Below are 13,597 nucleotides of genomic sequence, written 5' to 3'. Positions count from 1 at the left end.
ATCAAGTATCGAGCTTGTCTTCCAGCACGGCGCCGGTCTTGGCGTCGAGCTTCACTTCAAACTTCTTGCCGGCGGTGTCGGTCAGTTCGACTTCGTAGACCAGCACGCCACTGTTGTTATGGTCCAGCTCGGTGTCGTTGAGGGTGGCGCCTGGGTGTTTGGCCAAGGCAGCCGCGTTGAGTTTTTCGAAAGGCATCACGGCGCCGGACTTGAGCAGGCCTTCAATGTGGTCGGGGCGAACATCCGCCTGGGCCAGGCTGGCGGTCAGGGTCAGGGCGGTAGCGGCGAACAGAGCGGTCAAGGTTTTCATGGTGTGTGTCCTTCTTCGGTGAGCTGTTTAAGTGGCGCCAGATTAACCAGCGCAACTTAATTCACCCTTAATTAATTCAAACAGTTGCGCAGTTTGTTCAATCCACCAGACGCGGGGGATTTCATGCTGGAGGCTCACTTGAGGGGAGACTCGGCATGAAACGGTTAGTGAGTTGCATCTACGCGCCTGTATTTCTGTTCGGCTTTATCGGCTGCGGGTTTTGGCAGCCGCACGCGCTGATTCTGCTGTTCGTGATCGCGGTTGCAGTGTCATTCCTGGCAGAGCAGTGGCTGCCCTATGAACCGCAGTGGAATTGCAGCCTGGGCGATCGGCGCCGCGACACCGTGCACGCGCTGGTCAACGAAAGCCTGAATGCCCTGGGGTTGTTGATCCTGCCGGGGCTTACTGCGCTGTTCGCGTTTGAAGGTCTCTGGCCGCGCGGTTGGCCGCTGTGGCAGCAACTGCTGATGGCCATTGTGCTGGCTGATGCCGGTATCACCTTGATGCATTACGCCAGCCACCGCATTGCGCCGCTGTGGCGTTTGCATTCGTTGCATCATAGTGTGCAGCGCCTTTACGGTTTCAACGGTTTGATGAAGCACCCCTTGCACCAGATGCTGGAAGCCACGGCCGGGTTGCTGCCGTTGATCCTGCTGGGCATTCCCCTGGACGTGGCGCAGTTGCTGGCACTCGCGATTGCCCTGCAGTTGCTGTTGCAGCATTCCAATGTGGACATGCGCCTGGGGCCTTTGCGCTGGGTGTTCGCCTGGGCGCCGGTGCATCGTTTTCACCATATGAAATATGGGCACGCCGGGGATGTGAATTTCGGGCTGTTCTTTAATCTGTGGGACTGGTTGCTGGGTACTGCGTTTTACCGCGAGGGGTATCGCATGGGGGCGGGTGATCTGGGGATTGGCAGTCGGCCGGATTTCCCGGTGGGCTACGGGGCGCAGTTGCGTGATCCGTTCAGGCCGGTTGCCTTGAGCAAGGAGCCGTCCCTGCCGGACGAATTACGTTAACAGTTCAACGTCCAGCTGGCGCAATGACGCAGCTGCCGTGACCCCAAACAACTGCTTCATGGTCCGTGAGAAATGTGCTGAGTCGGCAAAGCCGGCACCGTGAGCGGCATCGGTCAGCGTGCCACCGGCGAGGGCCAGTTGCAGGGCGATGCGCAGCCGTCGCCACAGCACCAGGCGACGCACGGGCAGACCGAGTTGATGGGCGAACAGCCGCTCCAGTTGGCTCAAGGACAGGTGCGCGGCCTGGGCCAGGGCCTGGGCTGAGACCTTGCCGATGAGTTGTTGATCCAGTGCGGCCAGCGCCCGTTCCAGGCGTGAGTCCTCCAGGCTGCGTCGGGGGAGTTGATGCAGTGCATCCAGGGACAGGTCTGTATCCAGCAACGGGGCGATATCAAACACCGCCGGTTCGGCGTACAGCACCGTGACTTCACCTTGAGCGTCAAGAATGGCGTGGGTTTGACGCGAAGGGATAAACAGGCGATGGGCCGTGGTGATTTGGCCATCGAGGCTGACCGTGAACGGTGAGCCTTTGGAGACCATCAACTGATGGGCGTAGTGCGCATGGGGCGCTGTGCGCCCCAGCTCGCCGACGATCAGGCCATAGTCACGCCCCAACCACAGGCGGCCTGACCATTCGGCCGTCACTCAGTACTTATAGTCGTTCAGCAGGTCTTGCACGCTGGACGACGGCCAGCGCTTGTAGAACTTCAGCAGTTCGGCGGCGCGGTTGGTGAAGATGCCATCGACGCCGGCCTTCATCACTTTGTCGAAGTCCACCGGCTCATCGACGGTGTAGACGTGCACCAGCAGGCCCTTGTCGTGGGTCAGCTTGTTCATCTCCGGTTTGACCAGGTCCGAATAGCTCTGGTCGCCGTGGTTGGTCAGCTCGGCCGATGGGCCGGTGCCGATGGCGCCGAGGCTCTTGGCTTCGTCGACCCATTTTTCGAACTCGGCGGCATCTTTCGGTTCCTGCTTGGCGTAGTAGGCGGCCTTGGTGGTTTCGCCGGACTCAGCGAACGTCTGCTTGTTTTTCGGCTCGATGCTGCCTTCACCCACCCACAACAGCAGGATCTTCGGGGTGTTGGGCATTTCTTTCTGCAGCTCTTTGAGGCTGGCAACCTCGAAGGTTTGCAGCACCACGCGGCCCTTGCCCTGGCCGACGCCGGTGTTGCTCTTGCCCAGCTTGGAGCCGGCGGAGCTCAGCCAGCCTTTATCCTGCAGCTTGTTCTTCAGGTCGGCTTCGATGCCCGGGAATTGCTTGGGCTCCTTGGTCTCGATGTACAGGCCGGGTTTGTGCGACGGGTTGCCTTCGGCGATCTTGATGATGTCGTCCAGGCTCTGGATTTTCAGGCCGACGAAGCCTGGACGCGCGCGGTCCGGGTAGGCGGCGTTGAACCAGCTGCCGGCGTCGAGGGTTTGCAGTTCTTTCCAGGTGAACTCGTTGGCCGGGGCGTCCTTGCGGTCGGGGAACTTGGTGGCCACGTCGGTGGTGCGCTGCAGGTTGTTGTCGTGCAGGGCGAACAGCACGCCGTCCTTGCTGCGCTGCAGGTCCATTTCCAGATAGTCGGCACCCAGGTCGCGGGCAATCTTGTAGGCCGCGGCGGTGGATTCGGGGGCGTCGTAGGATGCGCCACGGTGGGCGATCACGGCTGGGTACGGAATGCCTTCGTTGGTTGCCAATTCAGCCGGGCTGATCGGGTCGGCAGCCTGTGCCTGGCCAAGGCCGAGCATCAGGGCGAGCAGCAAGGCACTCTTGGTAAACGTGACAGGCATATGCGAAGTCCTTTCGTGGAGGTAGCTTTGAGAAGGCCTCCTTTTTAACAATTGATTGCGAAAGGCGCTATCACCAAACCGACATTAACGTGTGCACGCCTCGATTTTCTGCGTTTTTTTTGCAGGCATTGCAGTACTCTTGCCCGAAGCTGCCCCGTTAGAGGGCGGTACTTTGTGCCACGCGTGTAAACCATCTTTCCAGTCCCTGTGGGACTTTTCAGTGAGGTTTACCATGCGCATCACCTCCGAGCTTATCTGCCAGGCCGCCGACCAACTCCGTGGTTTTGTTGGCCTCAACCGCAAGACCGGCCAGTACATCGTGCGTTTCAGCGAAGACGCCTTCGGCATGGACGTGGCCGATGACGGCATCATTCCCACCGCCGAATTCGTCTGGCTGCCGGCCCCGGAGCAGACCATGACCCTGTCCCGCGAGCGCATCCAGTTGCTGCTGGACCAGAACATCGACGACCGTATCAACATCACTGAACCGTTGCGGGTGTATATGCGGCGGGTGGAGGTTCCGCAGATCAGTGCGTTGCGCAGTCTTGTAAGCTGATCCTGTGGTTAGCAGGCTTGCCCTGCCACAGCAAGCCTGCTGGCCACAAGCGAGTCTGGGCCTCTGAAAGCAAGCCTGTTCATCGCCAAGACCTCTCACCCCAAAGGCTCAACCGCTTTCGAAGGCGTACGCCCGTTCGACTTTGCACACCCGTGTCTGGAACGCCGAGTACCACGTGGCGCGTCCCTGTTCGCGCACTGCCCGGTGCTCGGCCTGCTGTTTCCAGGCCAGGATCGCCGCCTCACTCTCCCAATACGACACGGTAATGCCCAGGCCGTCTTCCCGCGCTGACTCCACGCCGAGGAACCCCGGTTGCTCGCGTGCCAGTTCGAGCATGCGGTTGGCGGCCAGGCCGTAACCCTGGTCGCCCTCGGTGCGCAGTGAACTGAAAATCACCGCGTAGTACGGCGGGCAAGGTGTGCGGGCGATCATGGCGACACCGCCTGGCAAGCCTTGAGCAGGGCAATCGCCAGGGGTGGGGTGATGCCTTTCAGCGCGGCGCGTTCGGGTTGGAACAGGGTGGCGACGAAGAACGGGTGGTCGAGCAGCTCCACGGCTCGCAGATCACCTGCCGAGTCATGGCCGCTGGGGATCAGGTCGCCTTCCAGCAGTGCGTCGAGAAACTCAGGGTTCACGCCGTAGCGGCAACGATAGCCTTCCTGCACATCAAGAGTGCCGTAGGCTTCTGCAATACGCGTGTAGGACACCAGGCGCACAGTGTCGGTGGCTTCCACCAGCGCACAACTCAGTGGCGCGATCACGGCGCGCCTGGCGTGCGGCGCCAGTTCGCCGTGCTCGGCATCCTTCCAGCCCAGTACGTTGCGCGCATATTCCAGCACCGTGTGCTGAAAACCGCCGCAGGTGCCGAGGAACGGCCGGCGTTGCTCGCGGGCAAAACGGATCGCCCGCAGTGCGCCATCGGTGTCGCGGTAGGGGCTGGCGGGGACGCACCAGAAACCATCGAAAGCGTGCAGTGACTGGGGCAGGGCATCGGTGTCGAGCCAGTGGACATGCACGCTCAGCCCCAGGGTCTCGGATGCCTGTTGCAAGGCCACGGGAATGGCTTGGTGGGCGATGACATCGGGGTTGTAATCGCCGATCAGGGCAAGGTGCAGAGGTGTGGTTTTCATCGTGTACATCCCATGGCTTGTGGTGTCCTGGAGCGCACTATAGATTGGCGTTCACGCAATCAATATTGGCGTTTGCCCATATGTTCAATGCAGCTACGCACTATTCACTCGATTACCCTGATTTGTCGCTGATCCTCGCGCTGGTGCGTGGCGGTACGCTCGCACGGGCGGCCGCGTTGTTGCGGGTGGACGTGTCCACGGTGTTCCGCGCGGTGCGGCGCCTGGAGGCGGCGCTGGGCCAGACATTGTTTGAAAAAAGCCGCACCGGCTACCTGCCCACCAGCCTGGCGAGCAACCTGGCGCAGCAGGCCGAGCGTGCCGAACAAGCGCTGGAGGCGGCGCGCATTGGCGTGGAGCAGGGCGGTGAGGTGATCAGCGGCACGGTGCGCCTGACCTGTACCGACTCCGTACTGCAAGGTCTGCTGTTGCCGGCCCTGGCGCAGTTCATGCCGCACTACCCGGCATTGACCCTGGAACTGAGCACTTCGAATGACTTCGCCAACCTCAGCCGCCGTGACGCGGATATCGCCCTGCGCCTGACCCGCACGCCGCCGGAACATCTGGTCGGCCGACGCCTGGGCAACGTGGCTTATCAGGTGTGCGCCAGCGCGGATTTTGCTCGTCAGCATGCCGGCCGCGAGTTGGCCGACCTGCCATGGATCGCCCCGGATGACTTCCTGCCCGACCACCCCACGGTCGCCTGGCGTCGCGAGCATCTGCCCGGTGTGCGTCCCAGTTATCGCTGCAACAGCATGTTGTCGGTCACCGAGCTGGTACGGGCAGGGTTGGGGGTGGCAGCCTTGCCGGACTTTCTATTGGGGGACGGCCTGCAATCGCTCGGCCCCGCGTTGGCAGGGCATGACACCGCGTTGTGGCTGCTCACGCGCCCGGACTGCCGAGCGTTGCGCTCGGTGGTGACCCTGTTCGATGAGCTGGGACGGCAGGTGCGATTGCCTTAGGTTTTTCGCACAAAATGCTCATGCATTTCGCAGGTCAGGCTTTCAATGTGCTCAGTCAGTTGTTTGGTCATTTCCGTGAGCCGGGTGTTTTGCTCCAGCAGTTCCAGTAACTGTTTGGTGGTCTGCGCCGCCTGGGCCTGGCGCTCGGTATTGGCGATCGCCAGGGCTTCACGGTGCTGCGCATCTGCATCGGACTGCGCCTTGTCGCGTGCGGCCTGGCGGGTCTGGGCCAGCAGGATCAGCGGCGCGGCGTAGGCCGATTGCAGGCTGAACGCCAGGTTGAGCAGGATGAACGGGTACACATCGAAATGCGTGATGCCGGTCATGTTCAGTACCACCCACAACACCACGATGGCGGTTTGTGCGCCAAGGAAGGTCGGCGTACCGAAGAAGCGCGCGAAGGCTTCGGCCTTGAGGGCAAAGGTGTCGTTGCCGAAGGTCGGCGCCAGGTGGGCGTGGGGGCGGTGGAAGCGCAGGTGGTCGACGGGGGTGGCTTCGGGCTTTTCTGGGGTCATGGCGGGCTCGGATCTCATGCTTGAAGAACAACCAGCACTATAGACCGAGCCCCCGGCACTCCGTATGAAGATCGGGTCAGTTGCCGCCACGCTCGTTGGCGAATGCACTCACCGCCTGCACCGCTTCGCTGGTGCCTTGGCGAATCTGCAGGATAACTGTGCCAGCCTGGTTGGCCATTTCAACGCCTTGGGCGGCGCGGTCGCGGGTGGCGTCCATGCTGTCGATGGCTTGTCGAGTTTCAGCCTGAATCATCGCGATCATGCTGGAAATTTCCGTGGTGGAGCCGCTGGTGCGCGCCGCCAGTTGCCGGACTTCGTCGGCTACCACGGCGAAACCACGGCCTTGTTCACCCGCACGCGCGGCCTCGATGGCGGCGTTGAGAGCCAGCAGGTTGGTCTGGTCGGCGATACCGCGAATGGTGTTGACGATGGCAGTGATCTGTTGCGAGCGATCACCGAGCTTGGCGATCAGTTGTGAGGAACCGTCGATGTCGGCAGAAATTTCGCGCATGCCGTTGGCTGTTTTCTGAATCACCTCGGCACCTTTTTCTGCCATGTCCTGAGTGCTCAAGGACAGGTGATAGGCCTGCGCCGCACTCTGCGCATCTGCCGCATGCTGTTGCACGCGGGCGGTGATGTCCGAGGCGAACTTCACCACTTTGCACAGCCGCCCGCTGGCGTCGTACACCGGGTTGTAGTTGGCTTCGAGCCACACGACCTGGCCGTTTTTATCCACCCGCTCGAACTGGCCGCTGAACATTTCCCCCTGGTTCAGGCGTTTCCAGAAGTCGCTGTAGGTTGAGCTGCTGGCCAGTGCCGCGCTGCAGAACATCCGGTGATGCTGGCCCTGGATCTGCGCCAGGGTGTAACCCATGCGCTGCAGGAAGTTGGCGTTGGCGGTGATGATGGTGCCGTCGAGCTTGAACTCGATCACCGCCATGGCGCGGCCAATGGCATCCAGTTTGGCATTGGCTTCGCTTTCGGCCTGCAGGCGCGGGGTGACGTCCATCGCGTACTTCACCACTTTGGTCACCTGGCCCGTGTCATCACGCACCGGGTTGTAGCTGGCTTCCAGCCACACCGACTGGCCATCCCCGGCCACCCGTTCAAAGGTGCCGGACTGGAATTGGCCATTACGCAGGTTTGACCACAGTTGGCTGTACTCGGGGCTACGGGCGAAGGCCGGGGTACAGAACATTCGATGGGACTGGCCCTCTACCTGCTCGGCGCGGTAGCCCATGGCCTGCAGGAAATTGGCATTGGCGCGCAGCACATTGCCGGACAGGTCGAATTCGATCACCGCCATGGAGCGCTCGATAGCGTCCAGCAGGCTGGCCTGTTGGGCGATGGTGTGTTGCTGGGTGCTGATGGTTCTTTTATGTGTGTTGAATAGCATGTGCGGTGCTCGGGCAAGCAGACTCTGGGGTTTCCTTGGATATGCGCCTGCCCCCGTAAGGCGTACGCCACACGGTTGACTTGCTCATTGCCAGCTTCCTTGTGCTGACAGAGGGGGGTGGGACAACGGGTTCAGAGTGATCAGCCTGACAAGAAGTTCGCCCGTGTGGGAGGACCTTTTTTGGGTAGGCGACCAGTGGTGGCATTATGCTTTCTTGTCGGGTGCTTTCTGGTCTTTTCAGACGAGGAGTCGTAGGACGACTTCAGGCGGAATGGGCGATCACTTCGTCGCTGACATTGACCCGGTTGCGCCCGGTGTCCTTGGCGGCGTACAGCGCGCGATCCGCTGCATTCAGCCACATCGCGGCATCGCTGAAGAAGGGTTGGAAATCGGCCAGGCCGATGCTCAGGCTGACCCGCAATTCGGGGATCTGCGGGTTGCGGTAATTGCTGAAAGTTTCGCGCATGCGTTCCATGATCTCCGCAGCCTGTTCCAGCGGCATTTGCGGAAGAATCACACAGAACTCATCGCCCCCGTAACGACCGGCCAGGTCGTTTTCCCGCAGATTGCGCCGCAACTCCAGGCTCAACTGTCGCAGTACCGCATCGCCGACGATATGGCCGTGGGTGTCGTTGATCTGCTTGAAGTGGTCGATGTCGATCAAGGCAATGGTGGCGTGGCTCCGCTGCTGCCGGCACTTGTGGAACTTGAGGTGCAGCAGGTCTTTCCAGGAACCGTGATTGAGCAGCCCGGTGAGGCTGTCGGTGCGGCTCAGGGCGCTGAGGGCGCGCTTGTGTTCGGACAGTTTGATTGCCAGTTGATAACAGACCATGCCGATGGCCATGGGGTAGAGCGTCAGCATCGGCAGGCAGGTGTAGACCTGCAGCAGGCTGACATCGGGGTTGAACCGGATGCCGAACAACGCGCCGGCCACGCCGATTCCAAGCCCCTGTGCGCACAGGCCACGCAGGAACAGGCGCTTGCCTCCGGCGGCGACGTTATTCATGGTCATCATCGACAGAATGGTCACGGCCGTCAGTGGCGTGAACTGCGTGGCGGCGGCCCAGAAGCCGCCGAGCAGCGAGTCATATAGCAGGTTGCGTTGTTCTGCCTGGTAGGGGTATTGCGAGCGGGCCGACAGTTGATACGCCACATGCGCCCAGGCAAACCCGTTGAACAGCAGGAGTGCCCACACCCAGCCCGGCATGGCGAGAGTGTAAAGGGCGCCGCTGACGCTGATACAGCCGATAGAAAGGCCGATGATCCTTGGCTTGTAGATACGCTTGGCAAATGAAAGCCCTTTGCCTTGTCTGTTTTCCATAAATTCCTGGGGCAGCTGTTTTTTGCAGATACGGTGGCGCGCGTTCGCTGGATCAACCGTTGATCGGATAATGCCTGTGAATATTGTCAGTTATTCGCGTGGGAATAATCAGTGTCCTTCCAGGCCATTTGCGCAAAACAGAGGGCGAATGCGTCAAAAGCGACCTGGAATGTCGCTCACACAACAGGTTTTTATGGCTGGCGGGGCAGGGTGACTTCGTAGCCGGCGAGGAACAGGTCGATGGCCGACTCGATCACGCTGGCCTGGTGGGCGGCATCCAGGGTGGGTTGGCCGAGGGTAATCTGTGGCCAGAAGGCGAAGGCCTTGAGCAGGCTCTGAATCTGGTGGGCGGCGAAGGCCGGGTCGGTGCAGTTGAGCCGGCCGTCTGCCTGGGCGGCGCGAACCCACTGGGTGAAGCCTTCTTCGCGCTGGCTCAGGCGGGTGACCATGTCTTGCGCACGTTCCGGCGAATGGATGGTGGCGGCGATGGCGACCCGGGCCAGGTCGAGGAAATTGGTGTCCGACATCATCTTCATCTTCGCCTCCAGCAATCCGCGCAGTTGTTCGCGCAATGGGCGGTCGCTGGCGTAACTGACGTCAAGTTGGGCAACGCTGCTGGCCCAGAGTTGATGAAGAATTTCTGCGAACAGTTCTTCCTTGCTGGGGAAGTGATTGTACACGGTGCGTTTGGATACACCGGCGGTGGCGGCGATCTTGTCCATGCTGGTGACCTCGAAACCGTTTGCGCGAAATTCGGCGATGGCCGCAGCCACAATGGCTTCGCGTTTACGGTCGGTGAGGCGTTGAGGGGCAGTCATGGGTGGGGCTCGGCTCTTGGAGGAAAATTACACTCGGTAGTTTACTTGCTCCGGGTTTTGTTGCAATCTTGAAACTACACTGTGCAGTGTAATTTATAAGCGATCCGTAGGAGTCACCCGGTAATGGCCACGATCTCGTCCCGTGTCGATTCTTCGCCAGCAGCGCCCAAGCAAGGCCAAGGGCACTTCAGCAACGATGCCCCCGTGCAGCACGGTGGCTTCGGCAAGACCCTGCGCATTTTCTGGAACATGCTGTTCAACAAACCCCGCAGCACGCGGCCGGTGGGGCCGATTCCGGTACAACCGCTGACGCGCGAGCAATTGCTGGCGGCCCCGGATCACAGCGTATTCCGCCTTGGACATTCCACCGTGTTGCTGAAAATGCGCGGTAAGTTCTGGGTAACCGACCCGGTATTTGCCGAGCGCGCCTCACCGTTCAGTTGGGCCGGCCCCAAGCGCTTCCATCAGCCGCCCATCAGCCTTGAAGAGTTGCCGCCCCTGGAGGCAGTGATTCTTTCCCACAACCACTATGACCACCTTGACCGCAAGGCTGTCGTCCAATTGGCCGACAAGGCCCGTTATTTTCTTGCGCCGCTGGGCGTGGGCGACATCCTGGTCAAGTGGGGCGTGGATGGCAGCAAGGTGCGCCAGCTGGATTGGTGGCAGGGCACCGAGGTGGATGGCGTTCGGTTTGTCGCCACCCCTGCGCAACATTTTTCCGGGCGCGGTCTGTTTGATGCCAACCAGACCCTGTGGTGTTCCTGGGTGATGATCGATGGACCTCGGCGGATTTTCTTCAGCGGTGACACGGGTTACTTCGACGGTTTCAAACGCATCGGCGAACAGTACGGTCCATTTGACCTGACGCTGATGGAAACAGGTGCTTACAACGTCGACTGGCCCCATGTGCACATGCAGCCAGAGCAAACCCTGCAAGCGCATATCGATCTCAAGGGCCGCTGGTTGCTGCCGATTCACAACGGCACTTTCGACCTGGCGTTCCATGCCTGGCATGAGCCGTTCGACCGCATCATGGCCCTGGCCTGGGAGCGCAACGTGTCGATCACTACGCCGCAGATGGGGCAGGCGTTCAGCTTGAATCAGCCAGAGCGTGGAGGTGCGTGGTGGCTGGAGGTGGAAACCCAGGGGGCACAGGAACACCTCGCAGGCTGACGGAGGAGGCTATGGAAAAAGGAGTTTTCAAGCTGTTTCAGAGCTGCGACAGTTGCCAGGCAACGGTGCCATGATCCCCGGAAATTTATGTGTCGGGGGACGTATTTTATGGAGTGCAAGTGTAAGAAATATTGGCAGGCGGGGTTGCCCTGTCCGACGGGGCAACCGGTGTCTGCGCTTACTGACGCGTCAGCCCAGACAACGACAGCCCAAGAGCATACAAGTCCGCATGGTATCGTTTTCGGTGTCGATCCCCAGGCTCATGGCACCCGAGGGGGCGTCCCGATCCCGGGGTATGACGCCCCGGGAATTGCTCTCAAACCCCCGCGCGACCCGTCGCTGTCATTGATCGCATTGAGTGGTATTGACCCCTCGGGGCCGCTGATGGCTGAAGTCCCTCCCGTGCTGAACAACAGCCCCTTCACCCGCACTCAGGTATTGGTTGGCTGGCGCATAGGGTTTGCCAACCGTTACGTTGGACCAGGTGCAAGCGAGGCCGTCGACCACAGTCCTGCTTTCCTACAGGCCCTGGATACCTTGCGCTCGGCGGGCGCGCAACTGGTGGCGCTGGATGCCTTGCGAGGTGACAGGGCCAACCCATTCGTTGCGTGTACTCGCAATGAGATCGATGAGCGCGTCGGTGAGCATAGTCTTGATGCCCTTGTGTCCGAAAGCAAAAGCGCAGCGTTTCATGGCGCGTGCGCCAGCGGATATCCCGGAGTATACGAGCTGCTTGAGGGCGGGACGAAACTGTGGTTTTACGGTGCCCGTTGGGCCGGTGACCGCTTACTGGTACTGGTTCGGTTCTATCGTCGGTTACTGAAAGATTCCGTGTGGATGCCTACATCGAGTAGTGAATAATCGGACCCCGGAGCAGGATTAGCCTCAACGGTTGTACAGGGGGGACTTCTTAGACTGATGTCGGGTTATCGACCGATAGCCTGACATTCAGTCAAGTAGTGAGGCAGTTTATGATCGGACCGATTATCGCAGGCGGATTAACAGACGGTGTGCTGCAGGCATTTTTGAATCAGCCGCAAGGCTTCAAGAGTGCCTTTCAAATGTCAGAGGAAATGGCAAAAGGCCAAGCCACTTCAGAATCGCTGGTGAACGACTCGCTGAAACAAATCGCCAATATTGATCGCGGGTTGCAAGGTGGCAACGCGTTTATAGAAATCAATCCCGATGCCCGCAAGCAGGCGCAAATGCGCGATCAGGAGCGTGCCAGAGGCGTCTCTTGTGGATATCTATACGGTGTTCCGGTTGCGTTGAAAGACGTTTTTGAAACCAAGGACCGTATGCAGACAAGTGCAGGTTCCAAGGCATTGGTGGGGGCTCCGGCTACAGCAAATGCCAAGGTCGTGGACAAATTGCTGAAGGCTGGCTCGGTGGTTGTGGGTAAAACCAACATGAGTGAATTTTCCAACTTCCGCTCTGAATTCCCCGTTGATGGGTGGAGTTCCCGAGGTGGCCAGACGCTCAACCCACATCGGTTGGGAGGCCAGGTGGCTGGGTCGAGTTCCGGTTCTGCTGTTGCGGTTGCCCAAGGGCATGTTCCTCTGGCGTTAGGGGTGGAAACCAGTGGTTCGATCATTACCCCGGCTGCCTACAATGGTGTTTTCGGTCTGAAAACCACGGTTGGACTGGTCAGTACCGAAGGTGTCATGACCAGTTCACGTATGGATACGATAGGCACCTTCACACGTAATGTCCGTGATGCGGCAGAGGCACTCAACGCAATGACCGAAAGCAGGCGCTACTCTGAAGGCCTGGGGTCTGACGCCTTGAAAGGCAAGAGAATTGGCTACACACCGCTGCCTAAACTATCTGAAGAGGATGCCAAAGACCCAGCGAAACGGGCAGACCAAAAGCACTATGAGGCTGCAATCGAAGTGTTGAAGGATAGGGGCGCTATCTTGGTTCAGGTCGGACAATTGGATTCAGACATTACTGAACAAACCTACAAGGACTATAATCAAGCGTTGTTTGGAGACGTCAAACAACAACTGGAAAATTACCTGGCAGGTCGGGAGAGGTTGCCGGTCAAGTCGATCTCGGAACTGATAGCTTTCAACAAACGTCACTCGCAGTCAGGAGAGCCTGACCAGAGGTTTCTGGAAATGATCAACGATCTGAACGTGACCCAGGAGAGGCGCGATCAGTTGTGGCAGGATATCGTGCCGATTTTCCAGAAAAGCATCGATGATCCCATCAAGAAACACAAACTCGATGCCATGGTGTCGAACTTTCTTTCTCACAACTATTATTACGCTGCCGCCGCGGGCTACCCGGGCATGTCCATCCCGTCCGGGATGGATGATGAAGGTATGCCGACAGCGCTCTATTTATATGGCACAGCTAACAGTGAAGCGACCTTACTCTCGGCTGCTTATGTCTATGAACAAGCTTCCCCGTCGATCAAGGAACCCGCCTTTCTTCCGGGGACGCCCTTCTCGCGAGTACCCGTTGATACAGGCGCCACTATAGGGGAACCTACAAACCTCGCATAAGGTTGATTCAACCTCTGCTGGCAGATGCACAGCAGAGGTCCGCCTCCCTTGATCAACTCGAACCGTAGCGTAAGGCGGGTTTGCGATGTGACAGGTTTGGCCCCAGGGCCAGGGGCC

14 protein-coding genes and 2 pseudogenes are annotated in these 13,597 nt (G+C 59.8%); 6 read left to right on the top strand and 10 right to left on the bottom strand.

All coding sequences use genetic code 11. The features are described 5' to 3' along the window. Position 1: 1 nt before the first annotated feature. Positions 2–310 (bottom strand): PepSY domain-containing protein, encoded by a 309-nt coding sequence (locus K5K89_RS22680; protein WP_071489498.1) that lies wholly within the window; start codon positions 308–310, stop codon positions 2–4. A gap of 155 nt (positions 311–465) precedes the next feature. Here K5K89_RS22680 and K5K89_RS22675 point away from each other — a divergent pair, with 155 nt between their 5' ends. Further along, the gene (locus tag K5K89_RS22675) at positions 466–1,329 is read left to right on the top strand and encodes a sterol desaturase family protein (RefSeq protein WP_222540306.1); all 864 of its coding nucleotides are present in this window, start codon (positions 466–468) and stop codon (positions 1,327–1,329) included. Here the strand turns inward: K5K89_RS22675 and K5K89_RS22670 are convergent. Further along, positions 1,321–1,974: a helix-turn-helix domain-containing protein gene (locus K5K89_RS22670; RefSeq protein ID WP_222540305.1), complete on the bottom strand. Its 654-nt coding sequence runs from the start codon at positions 1,972–1,974 to the stop codon at positions 1,321–1,323. The two genes, K5K89_RS22675 and K5K89_RS22670, sit on opposite strands and share 9 nt — an antisense overlap. Further along, positions 1,975–3,102 carry a glycerophosphodiester phosphodiesterase family protein gene (locus K5K89_RS22665; protein ID WP_071489501.1) on the bottom strand — a complete coding sequence of 376 codons (1,128 nt, stop codon included), beginning with the start codon at positions 3,100–3,102 and terminating at the stop codon, positions 1,975–1,977. A gap of 232 nt (positions 3,103–3,334) precedes the next feature. On the opposite strand from K5K89_RS22665, the gene K5K89_RS22660 reads away from it, so the two are divergent. Then, on the top strand, positions 3,335–3,658 hold the full coding sequence (locus K5K89_RS22660; RefSeq protein ID WP_071489502.1) for a DUF2025 family protein: 324 nt from the start codon (positions 3,335–3,337) through the stop codon (positions 3,656–3,658). A 108-nt stretch (positions 3,659–3,766) separates the two neighbouring features. Here K5K89_RS22660 and K5K89_RS22655 read toward each other — a convergent pair whose 3' ends face one another. Continuing rightward, positions 3,767–4,090, bottom strand: a complete 324-nt coding sequence (locus tag K5K89_RS22655) for an antibiotic biosynthesis monooxygenase family protein (protein WP_222540304.1) — start codon at positions 4,088–4,090, stop codon at positions 3,767–3,769. Further along, entirely contained in the window at positions 4,087–4,788 is a 702-nt protein-coding gene (locus K5K89_RS22650; RefSeq protein ID WP_222540303.1) for a CTP synthase, read from the bottom strand. The genes K5K89_RS22655 and K5K89_RS22650 overlap by 4 nt, the downstream gene beginning before the upstream one ends. Before the next feature lie 80 nt (positions 4,789–4,868). Here K5K89_RS22650 and K5K89_RS22645 point away from each other — a divergent pair, with 80 nt between their 5' ends. Next, entirely contained in the window at positions 4,869–5,747 is an 879-nt protein-coding gene (locus K5K89_RS22645) for a LysR family transcriptional regulator (protein WP_071489527.1), read from the top strand. Here the strand turns inward: K5K89_RS22645 and K5K89_RS22640 are convergent. From K5K89_RS22640 to K5K89_RS22625, 5 genes and pseudogenes are all read right to left on the bottom strand, one after another. Next, positions 5,744–6,262, bottom strand: coding sequence for a DUF1003 domain-containing protein (locus tag K5K89_RS22640; protein WP_058427265.1), 519 nt, complete (start codon positions 6,260–6,262; stop codon positions 5,744–5,746). The two genes, K5K89_RS22645 and K5K89_RS22640, sit on opposite strands and share 4 nt — an antisense overlap. 76 nt (positions 6,263–6,338) lie before the next feature. Beyond that, a pseudogene (locus tag K5K89_RS29050) lies at positions 6,339–6,776 on the bottom strand (methyl-accepting chemotaxis protein); the annotation flags it as partial. Positions 6,777–6,935: 159 nt separating this feature from the next. After that, positions 6,936–7,568: pseudogene (locus K5K89_RS29045) on the bottom strand (PAS domain-containing protein); the annotation flags it as partial. 352 nt (positions 7,569–7,920) lie between these two features. Beyond that, positions 7,921–8,979, bottom strand: a complete 1,059-nt coding sequence (locus tag K5K89_RS22630; RefSeq protein WP_071489505.1) for a diguanylate cyclase — start codon at positions 8,977–8,979, stop codon at positions 7,921–7,923. Positions 8,980–9,170: 191 nt separating this feature from the next. Continuing rightward, complete coding sequence (locus tag K5K89_RS22625) at positions 9,171–9,797, bottom strand: TetR/AcrR family transcriptional regulator (RefSeq protein ID WP_071489506.1); 627 nt, start codon at positions 9,795–9,797, stop codon at positions 9,171–9,173. 123 nt (positions 9,798–9,920) lie between these two features. On the opposite strand from K5K89_RS22625, the gene K5K89_RS22620 reads away from it, so the two are divergent. The 3 genes from K5K89_RS22620 (at position 9,921) to K5K89_RS22610 (ending at position 13,480) form a co-directional block, all read left to right on the top strand. After that, positions 9,921–10,970, top strand: coding sequence for an MBL fold metallo-hydrolase (locus K5K89_RS22620; protein ID WP_222540302.1), 1,050 nt, complete (start codon positions 9,921–9,923; stop codon positions 10,968–10,970). Between the two features lie 384 nt (positions 10,971–11,354). Then, positions 11,355–11,831, top strand: a complete 477-nt coding sequence (locus K5K89_RS28745; RefSeq protein ID WP_231999525.1) for a hypothetical protein — start codon at positions 11,355–11,357, stop codon at positions 11,829–11,831. Positions 11,832–11,941: 110 nt separating this feature from the next. Continuing rightward, positions 11,942–13,480, top strand: coding sequence for an amidase family protein (locus K5K89_RS22610; RefSeq protein WP_231999524.1), 1,539 nt, complete (start codon positions 11,942–11,944; stop codon positions 13,478–13,480). The last annotated feature ends 117 nt before the right edge of the window (positions 13,481–13,597 follow it).

Source organism: Pseudomonas sp. DR208 (assembly GCF_019823005.1).
Lineage (GTDB): Bacteria > Pseudomonadota > Gammaproteobacteria > Pseudomonadales > Pseudomonadaceae > Aquipseudomonas > Aquipseudomonas extremorientalis.
The sequence above is the reverse complement of the archived record's forward strand: the minus strand, read 5'-3'. Positions and strand labels throughout refer to the sequence as shown.

Excerpts from the sequence above, each read along its gene's own strand:
- K5K89_RS22680 (WP_071489498.1), bottom strand. The coding sequence starts at position 310 with ATGAAAACCTTGACCGCTCTGTTCGCCGCTACCGCCCTGACCCTGACC.
- K5K89_RS22675 (WP_222540306.1), top strand. The coding sequence starts at position 466 with ATGAAACGGTTAGTGAGTTGCATCTACGCGCCTGTATTTCTGTTCGGC.
- K5K89_RS22665 (WP_071489501.1), bottom strand. The coding sequence starts at position 3,102 with ATGCCTGTCACGTTTACCAAGAGTGCCTTGCTGCTCGCCCTGATGCTC.
- K5K89_RS22660 (WP_071489502.1), top strand. The coding sequence starts at position 3,335 with ATGCGCATCACCTCCGAGCTTATCTGCCAGGCCGCCGACCAACTCCGT.
- K5K89_RS22655 (WP_222540304.1), bottom strand. The coding sequence starts at position 4,090 with ATGATCGCCCGCACACCTTGCCCGCCGTACTACGCGGTGATTTTCAGT.
- K5K89_RS22650 (WP_222540303.1), bottom strand. The coding sequence starts at position 4,788 with ATGAAAACCACACCTCTGCACCTTGCCCTGATCGGCGATTACAACCCC.
- K5K89_RS22645 (WP_071489527.1), top strand. The coding sequence starts at position 4,869 with ATGTTCAATGCAGCTACGCACTATTCACTCGATTACCCTGATTTGTCG.
- K5K89_RS22640 (WP_058427265.1), bottom strand. The coding sequence starts at position 6,262 with ATGACCCCAGAAAAGCCCGAAGCCACCCCCGTCGACCACCTGCGCTTC.
- K5K89_RS22630 (WP_071489505.1), bottom strand. The coding sequence starts at position 8,979 with ATGGAAAACAGACAAGGCAAAGGGCTTTCATTTGCCAAGCGTATCTAC.
- K5K89_RS22625 (WP_071489506.1), bottom strand. The coding sequence starts at position 9,797 with ATGACTGCCCCTCAACGCCTCACCGACCGTAAACGCGAAGCCATTGTG.
- K5K89_RS22620 (WP_222540302.1), top strand. The coding sequence starts at position 9,921 with ATGGCCACGATCTCGTCCCGTGTCGATTCTTCGCCAGCAGCGCCCAAG.
- K5K89_RS28745 (WP_231999525.1), top strand. The coding sequence starts at position 11,355 with ATGGCTGAAGTCCCTCCCGTGCTGAACAACAGCCCCTTCACCCGCACT.
- K5K89_RS22610 (WP_231999524.1), top strand. The coding sequence starts at position 11,942 with ATGATCGGACCGATTATCGCAGGCGGATTAACAGACGGTGTGCTGCAG.